This window comes from Embleya sp. L77 (assembly GCF_055557415.1).
The window spans coordinates 1,344,820-1,368,743 of the sequence record NZ_CM145709.1 but is presented as its reverse complement, the minus strand read 5'-3'; the positions used below and the strand labels follow the sequence as shown (position 1 = coordinate 1,368,743).

22 protein-coding genes are annotated in these 23,924 nt (G+C 71.1%); 18 read left to right on the top strand and 4 right to left on the bottom strand.

The features are described from left to right. Positions 1-170: 170 nt before the first annotated feature. The 3 genes from ACZOOI_RS05510 to ACZOOI_RS05500 form a co-directional block, all read right to left on the bottom strand. Positions 171-494 (bottom strand): DUF2470 domain-containing protein, encoded by a 324-nt coding sequence (locus ACZOOI_RS05510; RefSeq protein ID WP_465279691.1) that lies wholly within the window; start codon positions 492-494, stop codon positions 171-173. Between the two features lie 34 nt (positions 495-528). Continuing rightward, the gene (locus ACZOOI_RS05505; RefSeq protein ID WP_465279690.1) at positions 529-1,146 is read right to left on the bottom strand and encodes a neocarzinostatin apoprotein domain-containing protein; all 618 of its coding nucleotides are present in this window, start codon (positions 1,144-1,146) and stop codon (positions 529-531) included. Between the two features lie 80 nt (positions 1,147-1,226). Beyond that, complete coding sequence (locus ACZOOI_RS05500; RefSeq protein ID WP_465279689.1) at positions 1,227-1,946, bottom strand: neocarzinostatin apoprotein domain-containing protein; 720 nt, start codon at positions 1,944-1,946, stop codon at positions 1,227-1,229. A gap of 454 nt (positions 1,947-2,400) precedes the next feature. On the opposite strand from ACZOOI_RS05500, the gene ACZOOI_RS05495 reads away from it, so the two are divergent. The 16 genes from ACZOOI_RS05495 to ACZOOI_RS05420 all read left to right on the top strand — a co-directional run bounded on the left by ACZOOI_RS05495 (position 2,401) and on the right by ACZOOI_RS05420 (position 20,486). Continuing rightward, the gene (locus ACZOOI_RS05495; protein WP_396006401.1) at positions 2,401-3,090 is read left to right on the top strand and encodes a heme oxygenase (biliverdin-producing); all 690 of its coding nucleotides are present in this window, start codon (positions 2,401-2,403) and stop codon (positions 3,088-3,090) included. A gap of 123 nt (positions 3,091-3,213) precedes the next feature. Continuing rightward, entirely contained in the window at positions 3,214-4,197 is a 984-nt protein-coding gene (locus ACZOOI_RS05490; RefSeq protein WP_465279688.1) for an ABC transporter permease, read from the top strand. Continuing rightward, on the top strand, positions 4,194-5,111 hold the full coding sequence (locus tag ACZOOI_RS05485; protein WP_465279687.1) for an ABC transporter permease: 918 nt from the start codon (positions 4,194-4,196) through the stop codon (positions 5,109-5,111). Before ACZOOI_RS05490 ends, ACZOOI_RS05485 begins: the two co-directional genes overlap by 4 nt. Beyond that, the gene (locus ACZOOI_RS05480) at positions 5,108-6,691 is read left to right on the top strand and encodes an ABC transporter substrate-binding protein (protein ID WP_465279686.1); all 1,584 of its coding nucleotides are present in this window, start codon (positions 5,108-5,110) and stop codon (positions 6,689-6,691) included. Before ACZOOI_RS05485 ends, ACZOOI_RS05480 begins: the two co-directional genes overlap by 4 nt. Next, positions 6,691-7,665: an ABC transporter ATP-binding protein gene (locus ACZOOI_RS05475; RefSeq protein ID WP_465279685.1), complete on the top strand. Its 975-nt coding sequence runs from the start codon at positions 6,691-6,693 to the stop codon at positions 7,663-7,665. The genes ACZOOI_RS05480 and ACZOOI_RS05475 overlap by 1 nt, the downstream gene beginning before the upstream one ends. Next, the gene (locus ACZOOI_RS05470; protein WP_465279684.1) at positions 7,662-8,642 is read left to right on the top strand and encodes an oligopeptide/dipeptide ABC transporter ATP-binding protein; all 981 of its coding nucleotides are present in this window, start codon (positions 7,662-7,664) and stop codon (positions 8,640-8,642) included. Before ACZOOI_RS05475 ends, ACZOOI_RS05470 begins: the two co-directional genes overlap by 4 nt. A 680-nt stretch (positions 8,643-9,322) precedes the next feature. Next, the gene (hpnC, locus tag ACZOOI_RS05465) at positions 9,323-10,126 is read left to right on the top strand and encodes a squalene synthase HpnC (protein ID WP_465281119.1); all 804 of its coding nucleotides are present in this window, start codon (positions 9,323-9,325) and stop codon (positions 10,124-10,126) included. Between the two features lie 10 nt (positions 10,127-10,136). Continuing rightward, entirely contained in the window at positions 10,137-11,018 is an 882-nt protein-coding gene (gene hpnD / locus ACZOOI_RS05460) for a presqualene diphosphate synthase HpnD (RefSeq protein WP_465279683.1), read from the top strand. 89 nt (positions 11,019-11,107) lie between these two features. Continuing rightward, positions 11,108-12,481: a hydroxysqualene dehydroxylase HpnE gene (hpnE, locus tag ACZOOI_RS05455; protein WP_465279682.1), complete on the top strand. Its 1,374-nt coding sequence runs from the start codon at positions 11,108-11,110 to the stop codon at positions 12,479-12,481. Further along, positions 12,478-13,506, top strand: coding sequence for a polyprenyl synthetase family protein (locus ACZOOI_RS05450; RefSeq protein WP_465279681.1), 1,029 nt, complete (start codon positions 12,478-12,480; stop codon positions 13,504-13,506). The genes hpnE and ACZOOI_RS05450 overlap by 4 nt, the downstream gene beginning before the upstream one ends. Positions 13,507-13,510: 4 nt before the next feature. Beyond that, positions 13,511-15,454, top strand: coding sequence for a squalene--hopene cyclase (shc, locus tag ACZOOI_RS05445; protein ID WP_465279680.1), 1,944 nt, complete (start codon positions 13,511-13,513; stop codon positions 15,452-15,454). A gap of 12 nt (positions 15,455-15,466) precedes the next feature. Next, positions 15,467-16,096, top strand: a complete 630-nt coding sequence (locus tag ACZOOI_RS05440) for a phosphorylase family protein (RefSeq protein WP_465279679.1) — start codon at positions 15,467-15,469, stop codon at positions 16,094-16,096. Further along, positions 16,077-17,456 (top strand): aspartate aminotransferase family protein, encoded by a 1,380-nt coding sequence (locus ACZOOI_RS05435; RefSeq protein ID WP_465279678.1) that lies wholly within the window; start codon positions 16,077-16,079, stop codon positions 17,454-17,456. Before ACZOOI_RS05440 ends, ACZOOI_RS05435 begins: the two co-directional genes overlap by 20 nt. Before the next feature lie 130 nt (positions 17,457-17,586). Next, complete coding sequence (locus ACZOOI_RS05430) at positions 17,587-18,465, top strand: amidohydrolase family protein (protein WP_465279677.1); 879 nt, start codon at positions 17,587-17,589, stop codon at positions 18,463-18,465. A 5-nt stretch (positions 18,466-18,470) separates the two neighbouring features. Beyond that, a complete protein-coding gene (locus ACZOOI_RS05425) occupies positions 18,471-19,664 on the top strand; it encodes an amidohydrolase family protein (protein ID WP_465279676.1) in 1,194 nt (397 codons plus the stop codon). Between the two features lie 336 nt (positions 19,665-20,000). Then, positions 20,001-20,486: a nitroreductase/quinone reductase family protein gene (locus tag ACZOOI_RS05420; protein WP_465279675.1), complete on the top strand. Its 486-nt coding sequence runs from the start codon at positions 20,001-20,003 to the stop codon at positions 20,484-20,486. 101 nt (positions 20,487-20,587) lie between these two features. Here the strand turns inward: ACZOOI_RS05420 and ACZOOI_RS05415 are convergent, their stop codons facing one another. Then, positions 20,588-21,985 (bottom strand): acyl-CoA synthetase, encoded by a 1,398-nt coding sequence (locus ACZOOI_RS05415; protein ID WP_465279674.1) that lies wholly within the window; start codon positions 21,983-21,985, stop codon positions 20,588-20,590. A 325-nt stretch (positions 21,986-22,310) separates the two neighbouring features. Here ACZOOI_RS05415 and ACZOOI_RS05410 point away from each other — a divergent pair, with 325 nt between their 5' ends. Then, a complete protein-coding gene (locus ACZOOI_RS05410) occupies positions 22,311-23,135 on the top strand; it encodes a hypothetical protein (RefSeq protein WP_465279673.1) in 825 nt (274 codons plus the stop codon). 158 nt (positions 23,136-23,293) lie between these two features. Beyond that, complete coding sequence (locus ACZOOI_RS05405; protein WP_465279672.1) at positions 23,294-23,878, top strand: TerD family protein; 585 nt, start codon at positions 23,294-23,296, stop codon at positions 23,876-23,878. Positions 23,879-23,924: the final 46 nt, after the last annotated feature.

Here is a 23,924-nt window from a genome sequence, read left to right as displayed (position 1 = left end):
CCCGCATGGCCGCACACATCGGATGCACAACGCCGACGGCCCGGAAGGAAGTCCTCCCGGGCCGTCGGCGTGATGCTCGTTACAAGTGGATGCTCTGGGCCCGTCGAACGGTCGGCCCCGTCAGGTGGTCGGCTCGGCCCGCCCGTCGGTTCCCCGCCCGTCGCTCCGGCTCAGTGCTCGCCCTCGCCGCGGGCCGGCAGGCCCAGTGCCTTGCATGCCTCGTTGTACTGCGTGACGACCTCGATCCGTACGTCCCGACGTTCGGTGATCGAGCGGCTCCACGGCACCCGCACCGGGATCGGTTCCCCGGCCACGATCGCCGAGTAGTACGCCGCGTCGCCGTCCAGGCCGGTCATGGTGGCCGAGGTGGCGTCCGGCTGGCCGCCCAGACCACGCGAGATCAGCAGGCAGTCCTCGGGGTGGTCGTCGTTCATGTGCTTGCAGACGGCGGTGATCGCGTCCGCTCCGAACGGGTTGACGGTCGCCTCGCTCATGCGGGTCGCCTCCGGCGGTAGGGGGTGGAGGTGGTCAGGCGCGCGCGGAGTCGCGGCGCCGCCGGGACGCGGCGACCGCGCCCACGCCGACCACCAGCATGCCCGCACCCACGTAGGCGAGCTGCGTGCTCGACGAGCCGGTCTTGGGCAGCTTCGGCTCGCCGGCCTCGGTGGTGGCACCGGTCTGCGGGGTGGTGGCGGCCGGCGCGGTGGCGCCGAAGCTCACCGGGACCCACACGTCCTGGTCGCGGTTGGCGAGGTCGGTGTGGTCGTTGAAGGTCGCCACGAAGCACGCGGTGGTGGCGCAGTCGACCTTCTTCTTGTCCTTGCCCTCGAAGCTCTGCGCGGGCTTGATCTTGACCGAGAAGGTGCCGTCCGGGCCGACCTGCGGGACGTAGCCGGCGTTGCCGTACTGGGTCGGCACGCCGCCGGCCGGCTTGGCCACGGTCTGCGCGATGTACACGCCCTTGCCCGGCTTGAAGTTCTTGCCGGTGACGGTGATCTCCTCGCCGCCGGCGGCGAGACCGCTCGCCTTGGACAGGCTGATCGTCGGTGCGTCGGCCGCCGAGGCGGGAGCGCTCGCGAAGGCGGTGAGGCCGAGACCGGCGATCGCGGTGGCGGCGACGGCGGCGGCGGTACGGGATGTGCGCATGTGCGGACTCCGAGGACTGGGGACGAGCCTGCCGACTCGGTGGCTCGTCGGATGGGGGAGTGAGGGACGAAGGGCCGCGGTCAGGCGGTCGGCCGACGGCGCTTGATCAGCACGCCGACGACCACCAGGACCACCACCACGACGGCGGCGATCACTCCGAGGATCAGGCCGCCGTTGCCGTCGTCGTCGTCCTTGTCTTCGGTCGCGACGATCGTGCCGTCGGTCTTCGGGGCCGTCGCGGTCGGCGCGGCCGCACCCGGCGCCGCCGACGTCTTCGGCGCGCCCGCACCCGGCGCCCCGGCCTGCGGCGCGGCGGTGGCCGGCGGCGGGCTCGCGGGCAGACCCGGGTCCTCGCCCTGGAAGCCGATCGGCAGGTAGACCTCCTGCGTACGGTCCTTGCCGTTGGCCGAGTTCGAGGTGGCGATCGCGCAGCGGGTCTTGAGGCAGTCGACCGCGCCGAACTTGGCCATGACCTTGACGTCGGTGCTGAACGAGCCGGTCGCGTCCGCCTCGGTGGGGCCGGAGAACGAGCCCATGTCACACGCGCGGCCCGCGCCCTGGGCGGGGTCGCACGGCAGGATGAACAGCCGCACGCCCGGCGTGAAGCCCTTGCCGACCAGCTTGACCACGTCGCCCGCCGGGTCGAGCCCGGTGGTCTTCGCCGCGGTCAGGGTGGCTTTGCCCGCCGCCGGGGTACCGGCCGCGTGTGCGGGACTCGCCGGGCCGCCGAGCGACCAGGCGAGAAGGAGCGTCGCGACGGCGGCGACGGCGCCGAGGCGTCCGGTGCGGGCTGGGCTCACGTTGTTTCCTCTGGGCCGACCGTACGATCGCGTACGGAATGATTGGAGGTGAGGCTATCCTAAGACCGGGCCGATCCGACGGGACTGCCGGGGTGGCCCCGCAGACGGCCGCGATCGAGCGCTCGGCCGGCTCCGTGAGGCCGACTCCGCGAGGCCGGCTCGTGCCGCCCCTCGGGCGAGCCCTCGCACCGGTCGGCCGCGCCGAGTCCGGCGGATGGAGACCCTGCCGACAACGTGCCGACAAGTTGTCGGTAACTTATTGACGGCACCGCATCGCGCCACACAGACTGCGAGGGCCGGCGGAAACGGGCGGCGACCCGAATCGCTGCCGGCGCTGCGCCCTGGGCGAAGTGTCGAATCCGCACGGGCGAAGCCGCCTGACTCACCACAGTTCGCACCGTCCGCACCATCTTGTGCGTGTTCGGTAGATCTTGTCGCACCTAGGGGAAACCTCATGACCACGACCGAGACCGCCGAAACCGCCGGTGCAACCCCGACCTTCGCCGAGTCGCTGCGCAAGCGCTCGTGGGCCTTCCACCAGGAGGCCGAGGGTTCGGGCTTCCTCGAAGCGCTGATGAAGGGCGAACTGACCCGGGACGCGTACACCGCGATGGTGGCCCAGCACTACTGGGCCTACGTCGTGCTCGACGACGCCGCGGACACCATGCGCAACGACCCGATCGGCGCCCCGTTCGCCGATGCGCGCCTGGACCGCCGGGCGGTGCTCGAAGCCGACATGCTCTTCCTGGCCGGCGAGAACTGGAAGCAGGAATGGCCCGCGAACGAGGCCACCCGGCGCTACGCGGACCGGATGCGGGAGAAGTGCTACGACTGGGCCGGCGGTTTCGTGGCCCACCACTACACCCGCTACCTCGGCGACATGTCCGGCGGCCAGTTCATCGCCAAGCAGATGCGCAAGCACTACGACCTGCCGGGCACCCGAGGCAGCGACTTCTACGTGTTCGACGGGCTCGGCGACCTGACCGTGTGGAAGGACGCCTACCGCGCGGCGATGAACAACGCGCCGTGGGACGCGGAGGAGCAGGAACTGGTGATCCAGGAGGTGCTGTTCGCGTACGACATCAACAGTGCCGTGCTGCGCGAGCTGGGCAAGGACCTGGAGCGGTTCCGCAAGACCGCCTGATCGATCGCGGCAACACCCGATCGACCGCGGAACCGTGCGTTCCGCCACCACCGCACGCCCCGGGGGCCCACCGTCCGATGCGCCGTCCGACAATGGATGGCGCATCGGATCGGCGGGAGAGTGATGACGAACTACCTGGTGCGGCGCGTGCTGGGCGTCGTCGTGGTGATGTTTGCCGTCGTGACCGGCCTGTTCCTGCTGCTGCACGCATCGCCGGTGAGCCCGGTCAACCAGCTCGCGCCGCAGGTCGCGGCCGATCCGGTGGCCCGCGCTGCGGTCGAGCACCGGATGGGTCTGGACCGGCCGCTGGTGACCCAATACCTCGACTACGTCGGCGACGCGCTGCGCGGCGACTTCGGCACCTCGCTCTACGACGGCTCCTCGGTCGCCGACCAGATCGGCCGCGCGCTGCCGATCTCGCTCGAACTCGGGCTGCTCGCAGCCGTGTTCGCAGTGATCCCGGCCACTTTGCTCGGGGCGTGGTCGGTGCTGCGCCGCGGCGGCGTGGTCGACCACGGTACGCGGGTGCTGAGCGTGCTGGCGATGTCCCTGCCGGGCTACTGGCTGGCCGTGCTCGCGCTCGTGCTGGTCGGCGACAGCCATCCGGACCTGCTGCCGAACGCGGGTGGCTTCGTCACCTTCACCGAGGACCCGGCGACCAACCTCAAGGTGCTCGTGTTGCCCGCGATCGTGCTCGCACTGGCCACGTTCGCGATGCTCACCCGCTCGCTGCGCGGCGGGCTCGCCGACGCGATGGCCTCCGACCATGCCTTGTTCGCGCGGGCGATGGGCGGTTCGCGGCTGCTCACGCTGCGCCGGGTGGCGCTGCGCGGGGCGCTCGTGCCGACGCTGACCGTGGCCGGCGTCCTGATCGGCGGGTTGCTGTCGGGCACCGTGTTGATCGAGAACGTGTTCCAGATCCCGGGGATCGGCCAACTGATGGTCACCGCATTCCAGCGGCAGGACTATCCGCTCGCGCTCGGCGCCTGCGTGGCCACCTCGGCGATCTTCCTGCTGTTGAATCTGGTGGTCGACCTGCTCTACCCGCTCGTGGATCCGCGCACCGCGGCCGGCGTCACCCGGGACAAGCTCGGACGGGCCGGGTGAGGCCCCGCCCGCGCCTGGGCGCGGCCGGTTGGATCGGCCTGGCCTGCGTCGTGCTCTACCTCCTGGTCGCCACCGTCGGCCGGCTGCACAGCGATCCCGTCGCGCTGGTCACCCCGGGCCCCGAGGCCCCCTCGCTCGCGCACCCCTTCGGCACCGACCACCTGGGCCGCGACCTGCTGGCTCGAACCGCCGAGGGCGCCTGGACCTCGCTGTGGATCTGCCTGACCTCGATCGGCTTCGCAGTGGCGGTCGGCATGCCGCTGGGCGTTCTCGCCGGATACCGGCACGGCGGTCGCCTCGACGGTGTGCTGATGCGCTCGGTGGAGACCCTCCAGGCGCTGCCGCAGTTCGTCTTCGTGATGTTCCTGATCGGCCTGATGGGCACCGCGGACATGCACTTCGGTCCGGTCACCGTCGGCAACGGGCCGCGGGTCGCATTCGCCATCGGGCTGGGCTTCGTGCCCTACTTCGCCCGGGTCGCCCGCGGCGCCACGGTGGTGGAGATGCGCGAGGACTACGTCACCAACCTGCGCGGCCTGGGTGTGCCCACCCGGGAGATCCTCTTTCGCGAGGTGCTGGTCAACGTCTGGCCGCCGGTGCTCGGCCAGGCCCTCCTGGCGATGGCCATCGCGGTCTTCGCCGAGGGCGGCCTGAGCTTCCTCGGCCTGGGCGTGGCGCCGCCGCAGGCCACGCTGGGCAACCTGATCGCCGACGCCGGCGGACAGATCATCGGCGGCGACTGGTGGTACGCGACGCTGCCCGGCACGGTCCTGGTGCTCGGCATCCTGGGCTTCAACCTGCTCGGCGAGACGGCCGGCGGCGGCCGACCGCGCGTCGTCGGCACCGGTCCGGTCCGCCGGCGCGCGCCCGAGCAGACCCCCAAGCAGTCCCCGACCCAGAAGGAGACCCAGTGACCCCGGTGCGCACAGTCGGCCTGAACCGCCGAGGCTTCCTCGGCCTCGCGGCGCTCGCGGCCGCCGGCGGCACGGGCGTGCTCACCGCGTGTTCGAGCTCTTCCGGGAGCAAGCGGGTGGCCGATCGACACCGGGACGGCATCCTGCGGATCGGCGTGGCGTCCGCGCCCAGCAGCCTGAACCCGCTCGACTCCGGCTCGGAGATCACCCGATGGATCGCCGAGCCGATCATGGAGAGCCTGTACGGCTACGACGCGAAGCTCGCCTCGGTGCCGCTGCTCGCCGACGGCGAACCGCAGATCGGCGACGACGGCCTGACCTGGACGATCCGCCTGCGCCAGGGCGTGCTGTGGCACGACGGCAGCGCGTTCACCGCGGACGACGTGGTGGCCACGCTGGCGCACATGCTCGACCTCGCGGCCGGCAGCGAGTGGATCACCTACATGCTCGGCTACCTCTCCCGCTTCGAGAAGGTCGACGAGCACACCGTGCGGATCGTGCTGAGCAAGCCGTACGGTCTGCTGCGCTCGCACCTGACCAACCTGCCGATCACGCACCGCGACTTCGTGGCCCGCAAGGACACGATGATGGGCACCGGGCCGTACCGGTTGGACAAGTTCGTGGCCGGCCAGAGCTTCACCCTCTCCCGCTTCGACCGCTACCACGGCGGCCAGTACCCCGGCGGCGCCAAGCCCGCGTTCGCCGGCATGGAGTACACCGTCTTCGCGGACGCGAACACGCGGGTGCTGAGCCTGCGGCAGGGCAAGGTCGATCTGATCACCGCGCCGTCCTTCGCCACGTTCGACACGATCCGCCGGGACAAGTCGCTCGCGCTCGTACTCGCCGAGGCGCCGCTGGACGTGCTCAGCTACGTGATGATGAAGAAGGAGCCGTTCTCCGACCCCGACTTCCGCAAGGCGGTCGCGCTGTCGATGGACCGCCAGGGTGTGCTGCAACGGGTGTACGGCGGCGAGGGCACCATCGGCCAGGGCCCGATCGGGCCCGCCGAACTCGGTTGGGACGCAACGCTGAAGCCGTTCCCGCCCGCACCCGACGTGGCCCAGGCCCGCGCGTTGTTGGCCCGGGCGAAGACGACCAAGCGCTCGTTCACCGTGACCATCGGCACCAACCAGGGCATCCGCGACATCGCCCAGGTGCTGGTGGCGGGCTGGAAGCAGGTCGGCCTCGACGTCACCATCGAGCAACTCGCGGGCGGGCCGTGGTCCAACAAGTGGCTGTCGCGCGACTACGACATGCTGATGAACACGTTCTCGTCCGGCTTCACCTCGGGCCCGGCGAACTACCTGACGCTCGCTCCGGCCGGCTCCGCCAATGTGCTCTCCTGCGGCTACGCCAACCCCGAGGTGGACCGGCTGATCGACACCGTCTGGCAGACCTCGGACCCCGCCGAACGGGAGGCCGCGCTCGGCCGGGTGAATCGGCTGCTCGCCGAGGACGCGGTGATCACCCCGCCGGTGTACCCGAAGCTCGCCCTGGCCCAGCGCGCCGAACTGTCCCCGCTCGACCCGACGATGTTGCGGATCAGCCGGCTCGACCCGCAGCACCTGCGGTTCGTGTGATGGCGCAGGCGCATGCGACCGAGGCGCCACTGCTGCGGGTGCGCGACCTCGACGTCGGCTATCGCGGGCCGTTCGGGCCGGTGCCCGCGGTGCGCGGGGTTTCCTTCGACGTGGCACCCGGCGAGATCCTGGGCCTGGTCGGCGAATCCGGCAGCGGCAAGAGCAGCGTGTGCACCGCACTGATGGGTCTGCTGCCGGACGGCGCGACGCGCGCGGGCGGCATCGAGTTCCAGGGCGAGGACCTGGCCGCGATGCGCGAACGGGACCTGCGTCGGGTGCGCGGGCGCAGGCTGGCGCTGGTGCCGCAACAGCCGATGACCTCGCTGGCGCCGACCACGCCCGTGCTTCGTCAACTGCGCTGGTACCTGGGCGATCGCCTCGACGACGTCGAGGTGCGCGAGACGCTGACCGGAATCGGCCTGGGCCCGGTCCTGGACCGGCCGCGCGACCTGCCCGGCAACTTCTCCGGCGGTCAGCTCCAGCGGGTGGTGATCGCGATCGCCGCGCTCGCCCACGAGCCCGCGCTGCTGCTCGCCGACGAGCCGACCACGACCCTGGACGCGAGCGTGCAGGCGCAGGTGTTGCGCCTGTTGTTGACCCTGCGGGACAAGCTCGGGCTCGCCATGGTCTACGTCTCGCACGACCTCGCGGTGGTGTCCACGATCTGCGACCGGGTCGGGGTGATGTACGGCGGACGGCTGGTGGAGACCGCGCCGGTGCGCGAGCTCTTCGCCGCGCCGCGGCATCCGTACACCCGGGCACTGATCGCCGCGATGCCGGCGACGACGCCGGCGGACCGGCCGCTGCGGGCGGTCGAGGGCAGTGCGGAGGGTGCGAACCTGCTGTCCGGTTGCCCGTTCGCGCCGCGCTGCCCGCACGTCCTGGACGTGTGCCGGGAACGAATGCCCGCCGCGGCACGGCACGGTGCGAGCGACGTGCGCTGCCACTGGGTGGAACGGGAGGCCGGCCGGTGAGCGAGTTGTTGACGGTGGACGCACTGACCCGCCGGTTCACCCTGCCCGGCTCGTTCGGCCTGCGCCGGACCGAGCCGCGGGTCGTGCCCGCCGCCGAGGACGTCTCGTTCACGGTCGCGGCCGGCGAGGTGCTCGCGGTCGTCGGCGAGTCGGGCTCCGGCAAGACCACGATCGCGCGGGTGCTCGCGGGTCTGGACACCGCGACGTCGGGCACCGTCGCGGTGGCCGGCCGGGTGTTGTCCGACGACCGTACCCCCGCCGATCAGCGGCTGATCCAGCTCGTCACGCAGAATCCGCGTGCCGCCTTCAACCGGCGTCGCACGTTGCGGCACGCGCTGCACCAGCCGCTGCGCGTGCACGGACTGGGCGCGGATCGGGCGGAGCGGGACGAACTGGTGCTCGCGATGGTCGAGCGGGTCGGGTTGAGCGCGGATCACCTGGACCGGCTGCCCGCCGAGGTCAGCGGTGGCGAACTGGCCCGATCGGTGCTCGCGCGCGCCCTGTTGGTGCGTCCGCGGGTGCTGGTCCTGGACGAGCCGACCGCGAGCCTGGACGCGAGCGTCAAGGCGACGGTGGTCAACCTGCTGTTGCGGCTGCGCACCGAGCTGGACCTGGCGATCGTGGTGATCACCCACGAGATCGACATCGCCCGGCGGCTCGCCGATCGTGCGGCGGTGATGTACCTGGGCCGGATCGTCGAGCTGGGCCCGGCCGAGCGGGTGTTGTCCCACCCGCGGCACCCCTATCCGCGGATGTTGCTCGCGAGCGTGCCGGTGCCCGACCCGCAGCGGACCGGCCGGGCGAGCGCGGCGGCACTCGGCGCGGGCATCGTCGGCGAGGTGCCCTCGGCCGCGGCGCCGCCGCCCGGTTGCGCGTACCACCCGCGCTGCACGTTCGCGACCGACGTGTGCGCCGAGCACCGCCCGCCGATCGCGTCGCTCGGCGAGGTCGACGTGGCCTGCCAGCACCCCCGGTGAACCTCGCGCACACCCGGTCGTCGTGCCGACGTGCGGCTGCGCGCGGCCGGTGCGGGCGGGGGTCGAAGGTGCGGATCGTGGACCGTCGGGGGACCGGGGTCGACCCGGTCTGCGCATTCGGGTATCGATTCGGTGTACGGCGGCGTGTCGGCGCGCACCGCTATCCTCCGGGTATTCCGCAAATCCGGAAAGTTGATCAACATTTCGCCGGCCACTCGCTTTATCGACCCCACTTGGTCCATTGCGCACGGATAATCGCCGTACTCATCATGCGGAAGGCGGAACTCCGCACTACTCCGCAAGGAGGGGATCGGGAGACGAAACCTCCTCAGGTGCCCGGAAACCACCCGGGCATGCCGGACGTCCTGAGTGGTACGGGGATCGGCAACGGCGTGCGAGAGGTTCGCGGTGATAACAAAAGTGTTTCGCGAAGGAAAAGTCCGGGTGAGCTATGACACGCGTGTTCTCGGTGCTTGATCGATCCGACTTCGATCGGGCAAGCTGAACCGTCAGACCGACCGGGACGGCACGAATTCCTGGCCAACTGTAATGTTGGGAATGTTTTCGGGGGCCCAGGGAGAGTTATGGGGAGTGATTCCCGCGGTCTCGAGCGCGCGCCCGGCGCGAGCGGCGACGACACGGCGGGCATCGACGCCGCGGTCATCGACCCGGACGTGGTCATGCGTCAGGCCGGCCACGAGAACTTTCCCGTGGCGATGGGGATCCTGCGCCCCGACCACCGGCGCCACCTGCTCGCCGTCTACGGCTTCGCCCGCCTGGTGGACGACATCGGCGACGAGGCCGAGGGGGACCGGGTCGCCCAGCTCGACGCCTTCGAAGGCGACCTGCGTCGCGTGTTCACCGGCACCCCCGAGCTGGAGGTGCTGCGCCGGTTGCAACCGAGCGTGCGCGAACTCGACCTGCCGATCGAACCGTTCCTGGGCCTGATCGAGGCCAACCGACAGGACCAGGTGGTGCGCCGCTACGCGACGTACGCGGACCTCGCCGCCTACTGCGCGCTGTCCGCGAACCCGGTCGGCCGGCTGGTGCTGCACGTGTTCGGGCGCGCCGACGAGGAACGCGTCGCCCGCTCCGACGAGATCTGCACCGCACTCCAGATCGTCGAGCACCTCCAGGACGTGGCCGAGGACCTCGAACGCGACCGGATCTACCTCCCCAAGGAGGACCTGGACCGGTTCGGCGTCACCGAGGCGGACCTGGCCGCGCCCGCCGCCGCACCCGCGGTGCGGCGACTGATCGCCTACGAGACACACCGCGCGACGCAGTTGCTGCGCCTCGGCGCACCGCTCGCGCGGACACTGCGAGGGCGCGAGCGCCTCGCGATCGCCGGGTTCGTGGCCGGTGGACGAGCGGCCGTGGCCGCGATCAAGGACGCCGGTTTCGACGTCCTGGCCCATCGGGCGAAGCCCGGCAAGGCCACCCTGCTGCGCGAGCTGTCCGGCGTACTGGTACGAAAGAGGTAAAAGGGGAACCATGGACGTCGACGCTTCGTATGCGTATTGCGAGCGCCTGACCCGCAATCAGGCACGCAACTTCTACTACGGCATCAGGCTGCTGCCCGAGCCCAAGCGCCTCGCGCTCAGCGCCGTGTACGCCTTCGCGCGAGAGATCGACGACATCGGCGACGGCGACCTGCCGGCCGATCGCAAGATCGCCGAGCTGGCCCGGATGCGCAAGCAGCTCAAGGACCTGAGCGCGGATCGCGATCCCGTCGCGGTCGCGCTCGCCGATGCCGCGACCCGGTTCCCGATCCCGCTGGCCGCGCTCGACGAGCTGATCGACGGCGTCGAGATGGACGTGCGCGAGACCGAGTACGAGACCTTCGACGAACTGCGGGTCTACTGCCGCTGCGTCGCGGGCACCGTCGGCCGGCTCTCGCTGGGCATCTTCGGCTCGCGCGACGCGCTGCACGCGCCCGACCTGGCGGACACTCTCGGCATCGCGTTGCAGATCACCAACATCCTCCGCGACATCAAGGAGGACAAGGACAACGGCCGGGTCTACCTGCCGCGTGAGGACCTGGCCAAGTTCGGCCTGGAGGACGCGTGGCACAAGGACGGGCGATTCACCCAGAGCGCCGCGTTCGAGGACCTGGTCCGGTTCGAGGGCGCGCGCGCCGAGCAACTCTTCGAGCGAGGAGTGACCCTGCTCCCGCTGCTCGACCGGCGCAGCGCGGCCAGCACCGGCGCGATGGCCGGCATCTACCGCCGACTGCTGACCAGGATCGTGGAGGAGCCCGGCCAGGTGCTGATAGGTCGGCTCTCCCTCCCGAACTGGGAGAAGGCCGAGATCGCCACGCGTGCACTCGCCGGCCTGCCGGTCGGTGCGCACTCGCTGCTCGCGCGCAGGCGGTGAACGTCGTTCGATGACCGGCCCGAGGCCGGAGCGGCAGGCCGGCCGCAGGGGTCGGTACAGGGATTGATCACGTGGGTACGGAGCAAGGCATGAGCGCACGCATGGTGGTGATCGGGGGCGGCCTGGCGGGCATCACCGCCGCGCTGGCCGCCGCCGACACCGGCGTCGAGGTCACCCTCCTGGAGGGCCGGCCCAGGCTGGGTGGTGCGACGTTCTCGCTGCGCCGCGACGACATGTGGCTCGACAACGGGCAACACGTCTTCCTGCGCTGCTGCACCGAGTACATCTCCTTTCTGGAGCGGATCGGCAGCGCCGACAAGGTCTACCTCCAACCCCGGATGGACGTCCCGGTGCGCACCCCCTGGGGCACCCGCACCCGACTGCGCCGATCCGCCCTGCCCGCCCCGCTGCACCTGTCCTCCGCGCTGGCCCGGTATCCGCTGTTGACCATGGCCGGCCGGGCCCGGGTCGGCCTGGCCGCGCTCGCGCTGCGCCGGCTGGACCCGGCCGACCCGGCCCTGGACGAACTCACCTTCGCCGCCTGGCTGGACCGCTTCGGCGTCACCGCCCGCGAGCGCGAGGCGATGTGGGACCTGATCGGGATCGCCACGCTCAACCTGCCCGCGACCGAAGCCTCGCTCGGGATGGCGGTCAAGGTCTTCCGCACCGGCGTGCTCGACCGCAACGACGGCGCCGACATCGGCTGGAGCCTGGTTCCGCTCCAGGAACTGCACGGCGACGCCGCGACCCGCGCGCTGGAGCGGGCGGGTGTGCGGGTGCACCTGCGCACCCGGGTGGACACGCTCGACCTCGGCGCGGGCGTCTTCTCGATACTCGCCGGGGGCGAGCGGATCGAGGCCGATGCGGTGGTGCTGGCCGTGCCGCACTACGACGCGGCCAGGTTGTTGCCCGCGGGCGCCCTGCTCCTGGGCGACATGCCCGCCGATCCGACCCTGCTGACCGGGCTCGGCACCTCGCCGATCGTGAACCTGCACGTGGTCTACGACCGCCCGGTGCTGGACGTCCCGCTCGCCGCGGGCATCGGCGGCCCGGTCCAGTGGATGTTCGACCGCAGCGCCGGTCACGGTCTGGCCGCCGGCCGCTACGTGGCCGTGTCGTTGTCCGCGGCGGGTCGGGAAATCGACCTGACGAGTGCGCAGCTGCGGGATAGGTTCGTCCCGGAGCTGGCCCGCGTACTGCCCTCGGCCCGGGATGCCCGGGTCGAGCGGTTCGTGGTGACCAAGGAACGCGCCGCGACCTTCCGTCCCGCCCCCGGTTCGGGCCGGCTTCGTCCCGGCCCCCGGACCGCGCTCCCCGGTCTCGCCCTGGCCGGGGCGTGGACCGCCACCGGATGGCCCGCGACGATGGAGGGTGCCGTTCGCAGCGGTCTCTCCGCCGCCCGTGAGGCCCTCCCGCATCTCGGCCGCACCCGTGCCATTCCGGAGAGGACGACGCCGCTATGACGCTCGCCGACGCATCGATCGCCCCCGCCGTGCTCGATCGCGCGCGCGAGGCGAGCCGCCCCGCGCTGCGGGTCGCGACGGCCCGACTCGAACCGCCGCTGGCCCGCGTGGCCGCGTACCACATGGGGTGGGCCGACGAGGCCGGTCGCGAGCTGCCCGGCAACGGCGGCAAGGCACTGCGCCCCGCGCTCGCGCTGCTGTCCGCCGAGGCGGTCGGCGCGCCCACGCACGTGGGCGTGCCCGGCGCCGTCGCGGTCGAACTCGTGCACAACTTCTCGCTGATCCACGACGACCTCATGGACGGCGACGAGGAACGCCGGCATCGGCCCACCGCGTGGAAGGTCTTCGGTCCGGGACTTGCCGTCCTGGCCGGCGACGGTCTGCTCGTGCTGGCCGAACAGGTCCTGATGGACGCCGACGACGCGGACGGCGATCGCGCCGCCCGCCTGCTCACCGAGGCCACCGCCCGGTTGATCGACGGACAGTCCCAGGACCTGTCCTTCGAGGCCCGACTCGACGTCACCGTCGACGAGTGCCTGACCATGGCGGGCAACAAGACCGGGGCCCTGCTGGCCTGCGCGTCGGCGATCGGGGCGGCCCTCGCGGGCGCCGACGAGCGCACCGTGCAGGCGCTGTACGGCTTCGGGCATCACCTCGGCGTCGCCTTCCAGGCGGTGGACGACCTGCTGGGCATCTGGGGGCGACCCGAGGTGACCGGCAAACCCGCCTGGAACGACCTGCGCCGGCGCAAGAAGTCCGTCCCGGTCGTCGCCGCCCTCTCCAGCGACACGACCGCCGGACGCGAGCTGGCGCGCATCTACACGGACGAAGGACCGCGCAACGAGGAGGGACTCGCCCTGGCCGCCCGCCTGGTCGAGGAGGCGGGCGGACGTGCCCGTACCGAGACCGAGGCGGCACGGCGCTTGGAGCAGGCCATGGCCTGCCTGGATTCCCTGGACGTCCCGCAAGGTACCCATACGGACCTGACCTCACTTGCGGCCTTCACCACCACTCGGGAGTTGTGAAGAGATGACAGTGACCGTCCAGCCGGGAATCGGCGACGTCGACGACGACAGGGTCAAGGGCGCGCTCGACAAGGCCGTCGCCCACCTGATGGAGCTTCAGGACGATGCGGGCTGGTGGAAGGGGGAGCTGGAGACCAACGTCACGATGGACGCGGAGGATCTGCTCTTCCGCGAGTTCCTGGGCATCCGCACCCAGGAGCAGACCCTGGCGAGCGCCCGCTGGATCCGCGCGAACCAGCGCTCGGACGGCACCTGGGCGACCTTCTTCGGCGGTCCCGCCGACCTGTCGGTGACCGTCGAGGCCTATGTCGCGCTCAAGCTGGCCGGTGACGACGTGGACGCCAAGCACATGGCCGCCGCGGCGGCCTTCATCCGCGAGGGCGGCGGCATCGCCAACACCCGGGTGTTCACCCGGTTCTGGCTGGCCTTCTTCGGCTGGTGGTCCTGGGACGACCTGCCGGTGCTCCCGCCGGAGATCATCCACCTGCCCAAGTGGTTCCCGCTCAACGTCTACGACTTCGCCTGCTGGGCCCGCCAGACCATCGTGCCGCTGACCATCGTCAGCTCGATGCGCCCGGTGCGGCCCGCGCCGTTCGACCTGGCCGAACTGCGTCCGACCGGCGTGGTCAGGGGCCGGCCGACGGCCGACGACCCGTGGTCCAAGGTGTTCCGCGCGCTCGACGCGGTGCTGCACCAGTACCACAAGGCGCCGTTCAAGCCGTTTCGGCAGGCCGCCCGGCGCAAGGCCGCGCAGTGGATCGTGCAGCGTCAGGAGGCGGACGGCGGCTGGGGCGGGATCCAACCGCCGTGGGTCTACTCGCTGATCGCGCTGCGGCTGATGGGTTATCCGCTCAACCACCCGGTGATGGCCCAGGGCATCAAGGGCCTGGACGGGTTCACCATCGTGGACACCGACGAGGACGGTGAGCTGCGCCGCCGGTTCGAGGCGTGCCAGTCGCCGGTGTGGGACACCGGGTTGACGCTGGTCGCCTTGCGGGACGCGGGAGTTCCGGCGTCCGACCCGCGCGTGGTCAAGGCCGCCGGGTGGCTGATGGACGAGGAGATCCGCGAGGTCGGCGACTGGGCGGTGCGCCGGCCGGACCTGGAACCGGGCGGCTGGGCCTTCGAGTTCGCCAACGACTACTACCCGGACACCGACGACACCGCCGAGGTCGTGATGGCCCTGCGCTACACCGACCACCCGGACGGCGCACGCAAGGACGCGGTGTTGGACCGGGCCGAGCGGTGGACGGCCGGAATGCGCAGCAAGGACGGCGGTTGGGGGGCGTTCGACGCGGACAACGTCAGCATCCTGCCGCTCAAGCTGCCGTTCTGCGACTTCGGCGCGGTCACCGACCCGCCCTCGGCCGACGTCACCGCACACATCGTGGAGATGCTCGCCGACGGCGGCGCCCGCTACAGCTCGTATGTCGTGGACGGCGTCAAGTGGCTGATGGATCATCAGGAGAGCGACGGCTCCTGGTTCGGCCGCTGGGGCGCGAACTACATCTACGGCACCGGTGCGGTGGTGCCGGCGCTGGTCACCGCCGGTGTCGATCCGCGGCATGCCGCGATCCGGCGCGCGGTGCGCTGGCTGGAGACCCGGCAGAACCCGGACGGCGGCTGGGGCGAGGATCTGCGCAGCTACGACCAGCCCCGGACCTGGTCCGGGCGCGGCGAATCCACCGCGTCGCAGACCGCGTGGGCGCTGCTGGCCCTGCACGCGGCCGGCGAGTTCGGCGCGGTCGCGCAGCGCGGGATCGACTGGCTGACCGACCATCAGAACGCGCAGGGCGGGTGGGACGAGCCGCAGTTCACCGGCACCGGCTTCCCCGGCGACTTCTACATCAAGTACCACATGTATCGGCTCGTCTTCCCCGTGATGGCGCTGGGTCGGTATGCCAAGACGACGGTTGCCGGGACGACGGCCGCCAGGACGACAGGCTGAACGATGCCCCTGATGGTGGTCACCCCGCTGCGGATCGAGATGCGCGCGGTCGAGGCGGGGCTGATGGGCGCGTTCGACGTGCGCGTGGTGCGCGCGGGGATGGGACCGGACAAGGCTCGCGCTCGGGCGCGGGCCTTGTCCGCGCTCCCGGAAGAGGAGTACGGCGCGCTCGTGGTCGCGGGTTTCGCCGCGGGTGTGGGCGCGGGGGTCGGGGTGGGCGATGTGGTGGTCGCCTCCGAGGTGCGCGGTGGAGACGGCACGGTGGTCGAACTGCCCACCTCCGAGCTGCTGTTGGAGTGGATGCACCGGGTCTCGCCCAAGCTGAGGCTGCATCACGGTCCGATCGAGACCGTGGACAAGCTCGTCAAGGGCCGGGGCCGGCAGGCGCTGCGCGAGCGCGGTGTGCTGGCGGCCGACATGGAGTCGGCGCACCTGCTCGCGGCGGCGGGTGGTCGCCCGGCCGGGGTGGTCCGGGTGATCACCGACACCCCGGAACGGGAACTGCTGCGGCCCCGCCTGCTGGTGGACGGCTTCAAGGCGTTCCGCACATTGCGCCACGCGACCCCGGCCCTGCTTGACTGGGCCAACGACGAGCGAACCAAGTCAGGAGGTAGGGCGGGCGATGACGTTCGACCTGGGTGAGACGTACGAGGCGTACGCGGACCGCGGCTTCGAGCTGCACGCGAAGCACCTCAACCCGCAACTTCCGCGCGTGCTGCGGACCATCGGCATGGACCGCAACTACGTCCGGGCCGAGGGGCCGTACCTGTACGACGACAAGGGCGACCGGTACCTGGACTTCCTGTCCGGATTCGGCACCTACGGTGTGGGCCGGCACCATCCGGTGGTGCGCAAGGCGATGCAGGACGTGATCGCGCTCGATCTGCCGGACATCGTGCACTTCCACACGCCACCGTTGGCCGCCGCGCTGGCGGACCGGCTGCTCGCCAGGGCGCCCGGGATGGACCGGGTGTACTTCTGCAACAGCGGCACCGAGGCGGTCGAGGCCGCGCTGAAGTTCGCCCGCTTCGCCACCGGGCGGCGCCGGATCGTCTACATCGACCACGCCTTCCACGGGCTGACCACCGGTGCGCTCTCGGTCAACGGCGCGGCCGAGTTCCGCAAGGGTTTCGAGCCGCTGCTGCCGGACGTGGGCATCGCGCTGGGCGATCTGGACGCGCTGGCCCGGGAGTTGAGGCGCGGTGACGTCGCGGCGCTGATCATCGAGCCGATCCTGGGCAAGGGCGTGCTCGCGCCGCCGCCGGGCTGGCTGGCCGCCGCGCAGAAGTTGCTGCGCGAGCACGGCGCGTTGTTGATCGCCGACGAGGTGCAGACCGGGATGGGCCGCACCGGGAAGTTCTTCGCGTACCAGTGGGAGGACGGCGTCGAGCCGGACATCGTCACGGTCGCCAAGGCGCTGTCCGGCGGATACGTGCCGATCGGCGCGACGCTGACCCGGGACTGGGTGTTCAAGAAGGTCTATTCGACGATGGACCGCGTGCTCGTGCACGACTGCACGTTCGGCGGCAACAACCAGGCGATGGCGGCGGGTCTGGCCACCCTGGCGGTGCTCGACGACGAGGACCTGATCGGCAACAGCGCGCGGATGGGTGACGCGTTCGTGGCCGGGTTGACCCCGCTGATCGACAAGTACGAGCTGTTCGCCGAGGTGCGCGGGCGGGGCCTGATGATCGGCCTGGAGTTCGGCAAGCCGCGCTCGCTCAAGCTGCGCGCCGGGTGGACGGCGTTGCAGGCGGCCCGACACGGGCTGTTCGCGCAGATGGTCGTGGTGCCGATGTTCCAGCGGCATCGGGTGCTGACCCAGGTCGCGGGCGACCACATGGACGTGATCAAGCTGCTGCCGCCGTATGTGGTCGGGCCGCAGGACGTGGAGCACTTCGTCGCGGGCTTCGTGGACGTGATGCAGGACGCGCACAAGGGCACCGGGCTGATGTGGGACTTCGGGCGGACGCTGATCAAGCAGGCGATGACCAACCGCTGACGCGCCGATCCGCTGCGCGGGCCGCCGTCGGGCGGCCTCGGTGTCGACGCGCCGCCTCGGCTATGGCTCGTTCCCCCTGCGGCTGTTAAGTTGATGGAGTCAATCAACTTGATGGTGCAGGGGGTTTGCCATGTCCGCTGTCGGGTCCACGGCCGGGCCGGGGGCGATCGATGTGATGATCGGCTTCCCGAGCGCACAGGCCAAGAGCCACTACGACTTCCTGAAGCCGCAACTGCGCGACGCGGAGAGCGGCGAGATGGAATTCCCCGCCGAGTACATGTTCAAGGGTGTGCCGAATCGGTTGGACGAGGGTGTCGATCCGGTCGAGGTGACCCTGGGGCAGATGGACGCGTGCGGCGTCGAGATCGGCCTGGTCGGCCTGAGCGAGACCGCGCTGCGGGCGATCGCCGAGCATCCGAAGCGCTTTCGGCCGACGCTGGAGGTGGACCCGAACGACATCACCAGGACGGTCCGGCGCATCCGGCAGGCGTACGAGGAGCACCACATCGTCGCGGTGACCACCTTCCCGGCCGGCTGCAACCCGCAGGTGCCGGTGGACGATCGGCGCTACTACCCGATCTACCAGACCTGCATCGACCTGGACCTGCCGATCGTCTCCAACGCCGGCATCGCCGGACCGCGCGTGCCGTCCGCGTGTCAGGACGTCATGCACTTCGACCAAGTCTGTTATGACTTCCCGGAGTTGCGGATCGTGATGCGGCACGGCGCGGAGCCGTGGGAGGACCTCGCGGTCAAACTGATGCTCAAGTGGCCCGGGCTGTACTACATGACCTCGGCGTTCGCGCCGAAGTACTACCCGAAGGCGATCGTCGACTACGCGAACACCCGTGGTGCGGACAAGGTGATGTACGCGGGCTACTACCCGATGGGCCTGTCCCTGGAGCGGATCTTCCGCGAGCTGCCGGACGTGCCGTTCAAGCCCGAGGTGCGGGCGAAGTTCCTGCGCGAGAACGCGATGCGGGTGTTCAAGCTGGGCGGAGAGGGGTGAAGGCCGTGTCGGATCGCCACACGATCATCTCGGCGGACGGGCACGCCGGTGCCGGGATGGACACCTATCGCGAGTTCCTGGACCCGTCCTGGCGCGCGGAGTTCGACGACTGGCGCGAGCGCTACCGCAATCCGTTCCGGGACCTCCAGGGGGACGGGCGCACCCGCAACTGGGACGACGACCGGCGGGTCGCCGAGTTGGCCGCGGACGGGATCGTCGCGGAGGTGGTGTTCCCCAACACGGTGCCGCCGTTCTTCCCGACCGGGCAACTGCTCGCCCGGCCGCCGTCGGCGCACTCCTATGCCCGTCGGCTGGCCGGGATCCGGGCACACAACCGCTGGCTGGCCCAGTGGTGCGGCGGGCCGAACGCGGTGCGGCGGGCCGGGCTGGCCCAGGTGTTCCTGAACAACATCGAGGACGCGGTCGCGGAGGCGGTGTGGGCCAAGGAGCACGGCCTCGCGGGAATCCTGATCCCCACCACGCCGCCGGACGTGAGCGGCATCCTGCCGCTGTACGCGCCGGAGTGGGACCGACTCTGGGAGGTGTGCCAGGACCTGGAGTTGGCGGTGGTCAACCACGGCGGATCGGGCAGCCCGGACTATGGTGCCTACCCCGCGTCGACCTTCCTGTGGATCGCCGAGGCGACGCTGTTCTCCCGCCGACCGCTGACACACATGTTGTTGTCCGGGGCGTTCGCGCGTTTCCCCCGGCTCAAGTTCGCGATCACCGAGCAGGGCGCGGCCTGGATTCCGCCGGTGCTCCGGCAGTTGGACGGTTACCACGCGCAAATGGCGACCGGCCGGATCGGTGAACTCAAGTACACCGAGGCCGATCGGTTGCCGGAGCCGCCGAGCGCGTACTTCGCCCGGAACTGCTGGGTGGGCGCGAGCTTCCCCTCGCCCACCGAAGCCGCCGCGCGACACGAGCTGGGGGTGGACCGGTACATGTGGGGCGCGGACTACCCGCACGACGAGGGGACCTACCCCTACACGCGCGAGGCGCTGCGCCGCTCGTTCCACGACGCCTCGCCGACCGAACTGCGGGCGATCCTGGCCGGGAACGCGGCGACGCTGTACGGCTTCGACCTGGCCGCACTGGACGCCCTCGCCGCCGAGGTCGGACCGACGCACGCGGAAATCGCCGAGCCACTGGTGGCCGTGCCGACGGACAGCAACAGCCCGGCGTTCACTCGGCCCTGAGGGACGCCGTTCGTCGGACTCGGCCACCACCTCACCGGCCCAGGACGTGGCCGCCGCTGGCGTTCACGAACTCGCCGGTCATGGCCCGCCTCGGGGGAGGCCACGAAGGCGGCGGCGATGTCCTCGGGGCCGACCCGGGCCCCGAGGTCGTGGTTCCGCGCGTGTACGGCGGCCTTCGCGGCGCCGTGGGCGTTGTCGCGCGCAGGCCGCCTCTCCGTGGGTCGCCGCGCCGTGACGCGGCCCACGTCCGGATCGGCGGACGGCCATTGATGGTTGAAGGGGGCCGGACTAGAGTCGCGCAACCGACCTGCCGCACGTGCTCCCTGGAGATCGAACATGGTGGAACAGAAGAACGACGAGTTCATCGAGCCCTCGCCCGAGGAGATCGTTCTCTTCACCAAAGAGCACGTTTCGCAGATGGAGCAGTCGGACGGCGACGACGTCTGGCTCCTGGCGGGCATGAACCACGTGCTGCTCCACACCGTCGGCCGCAAGAGCGGCAAGCTGCACAAGGTCGCGCTTCCGTTCTGGGCGGACGAGAACGGCCACCGCGTCGTGGTCGGCTCCTTCGCGGGCGCGGCGAAGCACCCGTCCTGGTTCGTGAACCTGTCCGACCGCAGGGCCAACCCGCAGCTGCTGGTGCGGGTCCAGCACGCCACGTACTGGAGCACCGCCGAGATCCTCGACGGCGACGAGTACACCAAGACCTGGGCCGCGCTCACCGCCGACCGCGAGTACTACAACAACTACCAGACCCGCACCGACCGCCGGATCCCCCTGGTCCGCCTCCCGGAAACCAGCCTGATCGCGCGCCGCGACTGACCGTCCCGAACACCGGCGGCCGATGGACCGGCCCGAACCCCGGCCGCCGCGGCCCGCGTTCGCGTCGGTCGACCGGCGCACCGCCTACGTCGTGCGTCGACTCAGTCCGTCAGTAGCTTCTTCTGCACCTTGCCCATCGCGTTGCGGGGCAGGTCGGCGACGAAGAGCACGCGCCTGGGTCGTTTGTGCGCGGACAGGCCGGTCGCGACGTGGTCGATGAGTTGACGCTCCGTCACGTCGCCGGCCGGCACCACGAAGGCGACGATCTCCTGGCCCAGGTCGGGGTGCGCCACGCCGATCACCGCCGCCTCGCGCACCGCCGGGTGTGCCAGCAGGGCGCTCTCGACCTCGCCCGCGCCGACCCGGTAGCCGCCGGTCTTGATCAGATCGGTGCTCGCCCGGCCGACGATCCGGTGCCGGCCGTCGGCGTCGATCACCGCGACGTCGCCGGTGCGGAACCAGCCGTCCGGGGTCAGCGTCTCGGCGGTGGCGTCGGGACGGTTCAGGTAGCCCTGGAACAGGGTCGGCGAATCGATCTGCAACTCGCCCACGCTCTCGCCGTCGTGCGCACACGCCGACCCGTCCTCGCCGACCAGCCGGGTGCGCACGCCCGCGATCGGCAGCCCGACGAAGCCGGGTCGGCGCTCGCCGTCCGCGCGGGTGCTGACCGTGATCAGCGTCTCGGTCATGCCGTACCGCTCGATCGGCCGGTGTCCGGTGAGTTCGGCCAAGCGCTCGAACACCGGGACGGGCAGCGGCGCGCTCCCGGACACCAGCAACCGCGCGCCGGACAGCGCCCGCGCCGACTCCGGATCCCGGGCGATCCGCGACCACACCGTGGGCACGCCGAAGTACAGGCTGCCGCCGGCCTGCGCGTACGCCGCCGGCTTGGGCCGGCCGGTGTGCACCACGCGCGAGCCGACCCGCAGCGCGCCGAGAACGCCCAGCACGAGGCCGTGCACGTGGAACAGCGGCAGGCCGTGCGCCAGGACGTCGTCCGGCGTCCACGCCCACGCCTCGGCGACGCCGTCCAGTCCCGCCGCGATCGCCGCGTGCGGCATCAGCACGCCCTTCGGCGCACCCGTGGTGCCGCTCGTGTACAGGATCAGCGCGGTCGTGTCCGGGGCCGGCTCCGGGTGGGTCCTCGTCGAGCGCGCGGTGAGGTCGATCGGCATGGTGGGCAGCCCGGCGTCCGTCCACGGCCCCGGCGCGAGCAGCAGCGCGGCACCCGAGTCGGACAGGATGTGCGCACGCTCCAGCGGACCCGAATCCGGTGGGACCGGGACCACCGGGACACCCGCCACCAGGCCGGCCAGCGTGGCCACCACGGTGCTCAGGCTCGCGTCCGCCCGCAGCGCGACGGCGGGCGCACCCGCGATGCGATCCGCCAACGCGGTCGCCGCCCCGAACAACGCCTCGCGCGACATCGCCTCCCCGGCCACCGTGACCGCATCGGGCCGATCCGACACCGGACCGTCAAGCGAGACGAGAGCAGACACGAACCGACCTCCAGCCACGACAACCGACCCACCGATGCTATTGCGCCCCACACCCCACCCGGGCACCGTGCTGCATCTTCGCCTCCCGGCCGCGTCACCCGGGCCGGTGATGACAGCCAGCGAGTTTCGAAGTGGGCGACCGAGCCGCGCCGCCCGCGCCGGACGGCCAATGGGAAGTGCGCTTCGCCGACGCAGCCTCGGCCAAGGGTGGGACGACCGGCCCCTGAGACGATGGCGTCGGGTGGGGAACCAGGCGGTGGGGTGGGCCGTCACAGGGGCAGGACAGTCCGGCGAGCGAGGAGTGGTTGTGCGTCGAAATCCCGGGATGGGGAGCAGGGTCGCGGCCGTGGTGGCGGTGTGCGTTTCGCTCGGTGTGCTGACCGCGTGTGGCGACGAGCAGAGTCCGCTGTCCACCATCGAGAAGTCGTCGCCCACCGCGTCGGCGACCTCGAGTTCGGGGTCCGGGCTGGACGAGAACGTCCGCAACGAGGATCTCGACGTCGGCGAGCTGGTGCGCCGGGCCAAGCAGTCCGCCGCCCGGATCAAGACCGTGCACGTGGTGGCGGACATCGTGTCCGCCGGCAAGGCGGTCAAGCTCGACCTGCGGGTGGACCGGGGCAGCGAGGACTTCCAGGGCACCATCGAGCAGAACGGCGTCAAGCTGGAGGTGCGCCGGGTGCAGTCCGCGATGTACGTCCGGGGCGACGAGCAGGCGTACCGCTCGCTGGTCGGCACGGTGGACGGCGACATGGCCGCCAAGCTGCTCGCCGGGAAGTGGCTCAAGGGCGACGCGAACAGCGAGAAGTTGCGCGGCGTACGCAACATCACCACCGTCGCCGACCCGGGCGCGGCGCTGAAGAACTTCCCCGAGGACGGCGTCAAGCTGCCCACCGAGACGATCAACGGCCGCAAGATGATCCCGCTCACCGGCCCGCCCGGGGACGACGGAGGCAAGATCTACATCGAGGCCCAGGGCGGCAAGCCCTACCCGGTCCTGATCGTGTCCAAGTCCACCGCCAACAGTGGCTCGGTCAGCTACGGCGACTTCGACGTCCCGGTGAAGGTGAACGCGCCACCGGCCGCCGAGGTGATCGACATCCCCGATCGCTCGACGGCATCGAGCACGCCCCGCCCGGGCAGCACCGCATGACCCCCACGGTCACCAGGTGAAGTGGGTGATGTGCGTCGTGTGACGACGAAGTGGTCGATCTCCCGCGGTGATCCGCTCGCCCTAGGATGCTCTCCATCCACGCGCCGCGTCCGTCGACGGGGCGCGCAATCGGGGAACCACCGCGGAGGGGAGTTGCGATGACGGTCGTTCTCGCACAGGGGGAGCGCGTCACCATCGGCAAGGGCACGGCCGGTTCGGCCGCCCGGGTACGGATGGGACTGGGCTGGGACCCGATCAAGCACGAGGGGCTGCGGCCGGGTCTGCAGGCGCTCACCGGCGTCGACCTGGACGCGTCGTGTCTGCTGTTCGACGCCGATCACCGCCTCGTGGACACCGTGTGGCCCAGGCAGTTGGTGTCCAAGGACGGCGCGGTCACGCACACCGGGGACAACACCACCGGTGCCGGCGAGGGTGACGACGAGTCGATCATCGTGGACCTCGCCGCGCTGCCGCTGCGCATCACGGCCCTGGTCTTCACGGTCAGCGCGTTCACCAGCGACGACTTCTCCCGGGTCGCCAACGCGTTCTGCCGGCTGGTGGACGAGAGCGACGGAAGCGAAATCGTGCGCTACGAACTCTCCACCGCCGACTCGCAGGACAACGCGCAGATCATGGTCAAGCTGGCCCGCGGCGCCGACGGCTGGGTGCTCACCGCGATCGGCCAACCGGCCAAGGGCAACACGGTCAACGACCTGCTGCCCGCGGTCCAGAAGTACCTGTAGCAGGTAGCTAGTAGTCAGGTACCGGCGGCGGGCACCCCCAGCCGGC

Bases quoted from the DNA above. Each gene is read 5' to 3' on its own strand.
- ACZOOI_RS05510 (WP_465279691.1), bottom strand. From the start codon at position 494: ATGAGCGAGGCGACCGTCAACCCGTTCGGAGCGGACGCGATCACCGCC.
- ACZOOI_RS05505 (WP_465279690.1), bottom strand. From the start codon at position 1,146: ATGCGCACATCCCGTACCGCCGCCGCCGTCGCCGCCACCGCGATCGCC.
- ACZOOI_RS05495 (WP_396006401.1), top strand. From the start codon at position 2,401: ATGACCACGACCGAGACCGCCGAAACCGCCGGTGCAACCCCGACCTTC.
- ACZOOI_RS05490 (WP_465279688.1), top strand. From the start codon at position 3,214: ATGACGAACTACCTGGTGCGGCGCGTGCTGGGCGTCGTCGTGGTGATG.
- ACZOOI_RS05475 (WP_465279685.1), top strand. From the start codon at position 6,691: ATGGCGCAGGCGCATGCGACCGAGGCGCCACTGCTGCGGGTGCGCGAC.
- hpnC (WP_465281119.1), top strand. From the start codon at position 9,323: ATGCGTCAGGCCGGCCACGAGAACTTTCCCGTGGCGATGGGGATCCTG.
- hpnD (WP_465279683.1), top strand. From the start codon at position 10,137: ATGGACGTCGACGCTTCGTATGCGTATTGCGAGCGCCTGACCCGCAAT.
- hpnE (WP_465279682.1), top strand. From the start codon at position 11,108: ATGAGCGCACGCATGGTGGTGATCGGGGGCGGCCTGGCGGGCATCACC.
- ACZOOI_RS05450 (WP_465279681.1), top strand. From the start codon at position 12,478: ATGACGCTCGCCGACGCATCGATCGCCCCCGCCGTGCTCGATCGCGCG.
- shc (WP_465279680.1), top strand. From the start codon at position 13,511: ATGACAGTGACCGTCCAGCCGGGAATCGGCGACGTCGACGACGACAGG.
- ACZOOI_RS05440 (WP_465279679.1), top strand. From the start codon at position 15,467: ATGGTGGTCACCCCGCTGCGGATCGAGATGCGCGCGGTCGAGGCGGGG.
- ACZOOI_RS05435 (WP_465279678.1), top strand. From the start codon at position 16,077: ATGACGTTCGACCTGGGTGAGACGTACGAGGCGTACGCGGACCGCGGC.
- ACZOOI_RS05430 (WP_465279677.1), top strand. From the start codon at position 17,587: ATGTCCGCTGTCGGGTCCACGGCCGGGCCGGGGGCGATCGATGTGATG.
- ACZOOI_RS05420 (WP_465279675.1), top strand. From the start codon at position 20,001: ATGGTGGAACAGAAGAACGACGAGTTCATCGAGCCCTCGCCCGAGGAG.
- ACZOOI_RS05410 (WP_465279673.1), top strand. From the start codon at position 22,311: ATGGGGAGCAGGGTCGCGGCCGTGGTGGCGGTGTGCGTTTCGCTCGGT.
- ACZOOI_RS05405 (WP_465279672.1), top strand. From the start codon at position 23,294: ATGACGGTCGTTCTCGCACAGGGGGAGCGCGTCACCATCGGCAAGGGC.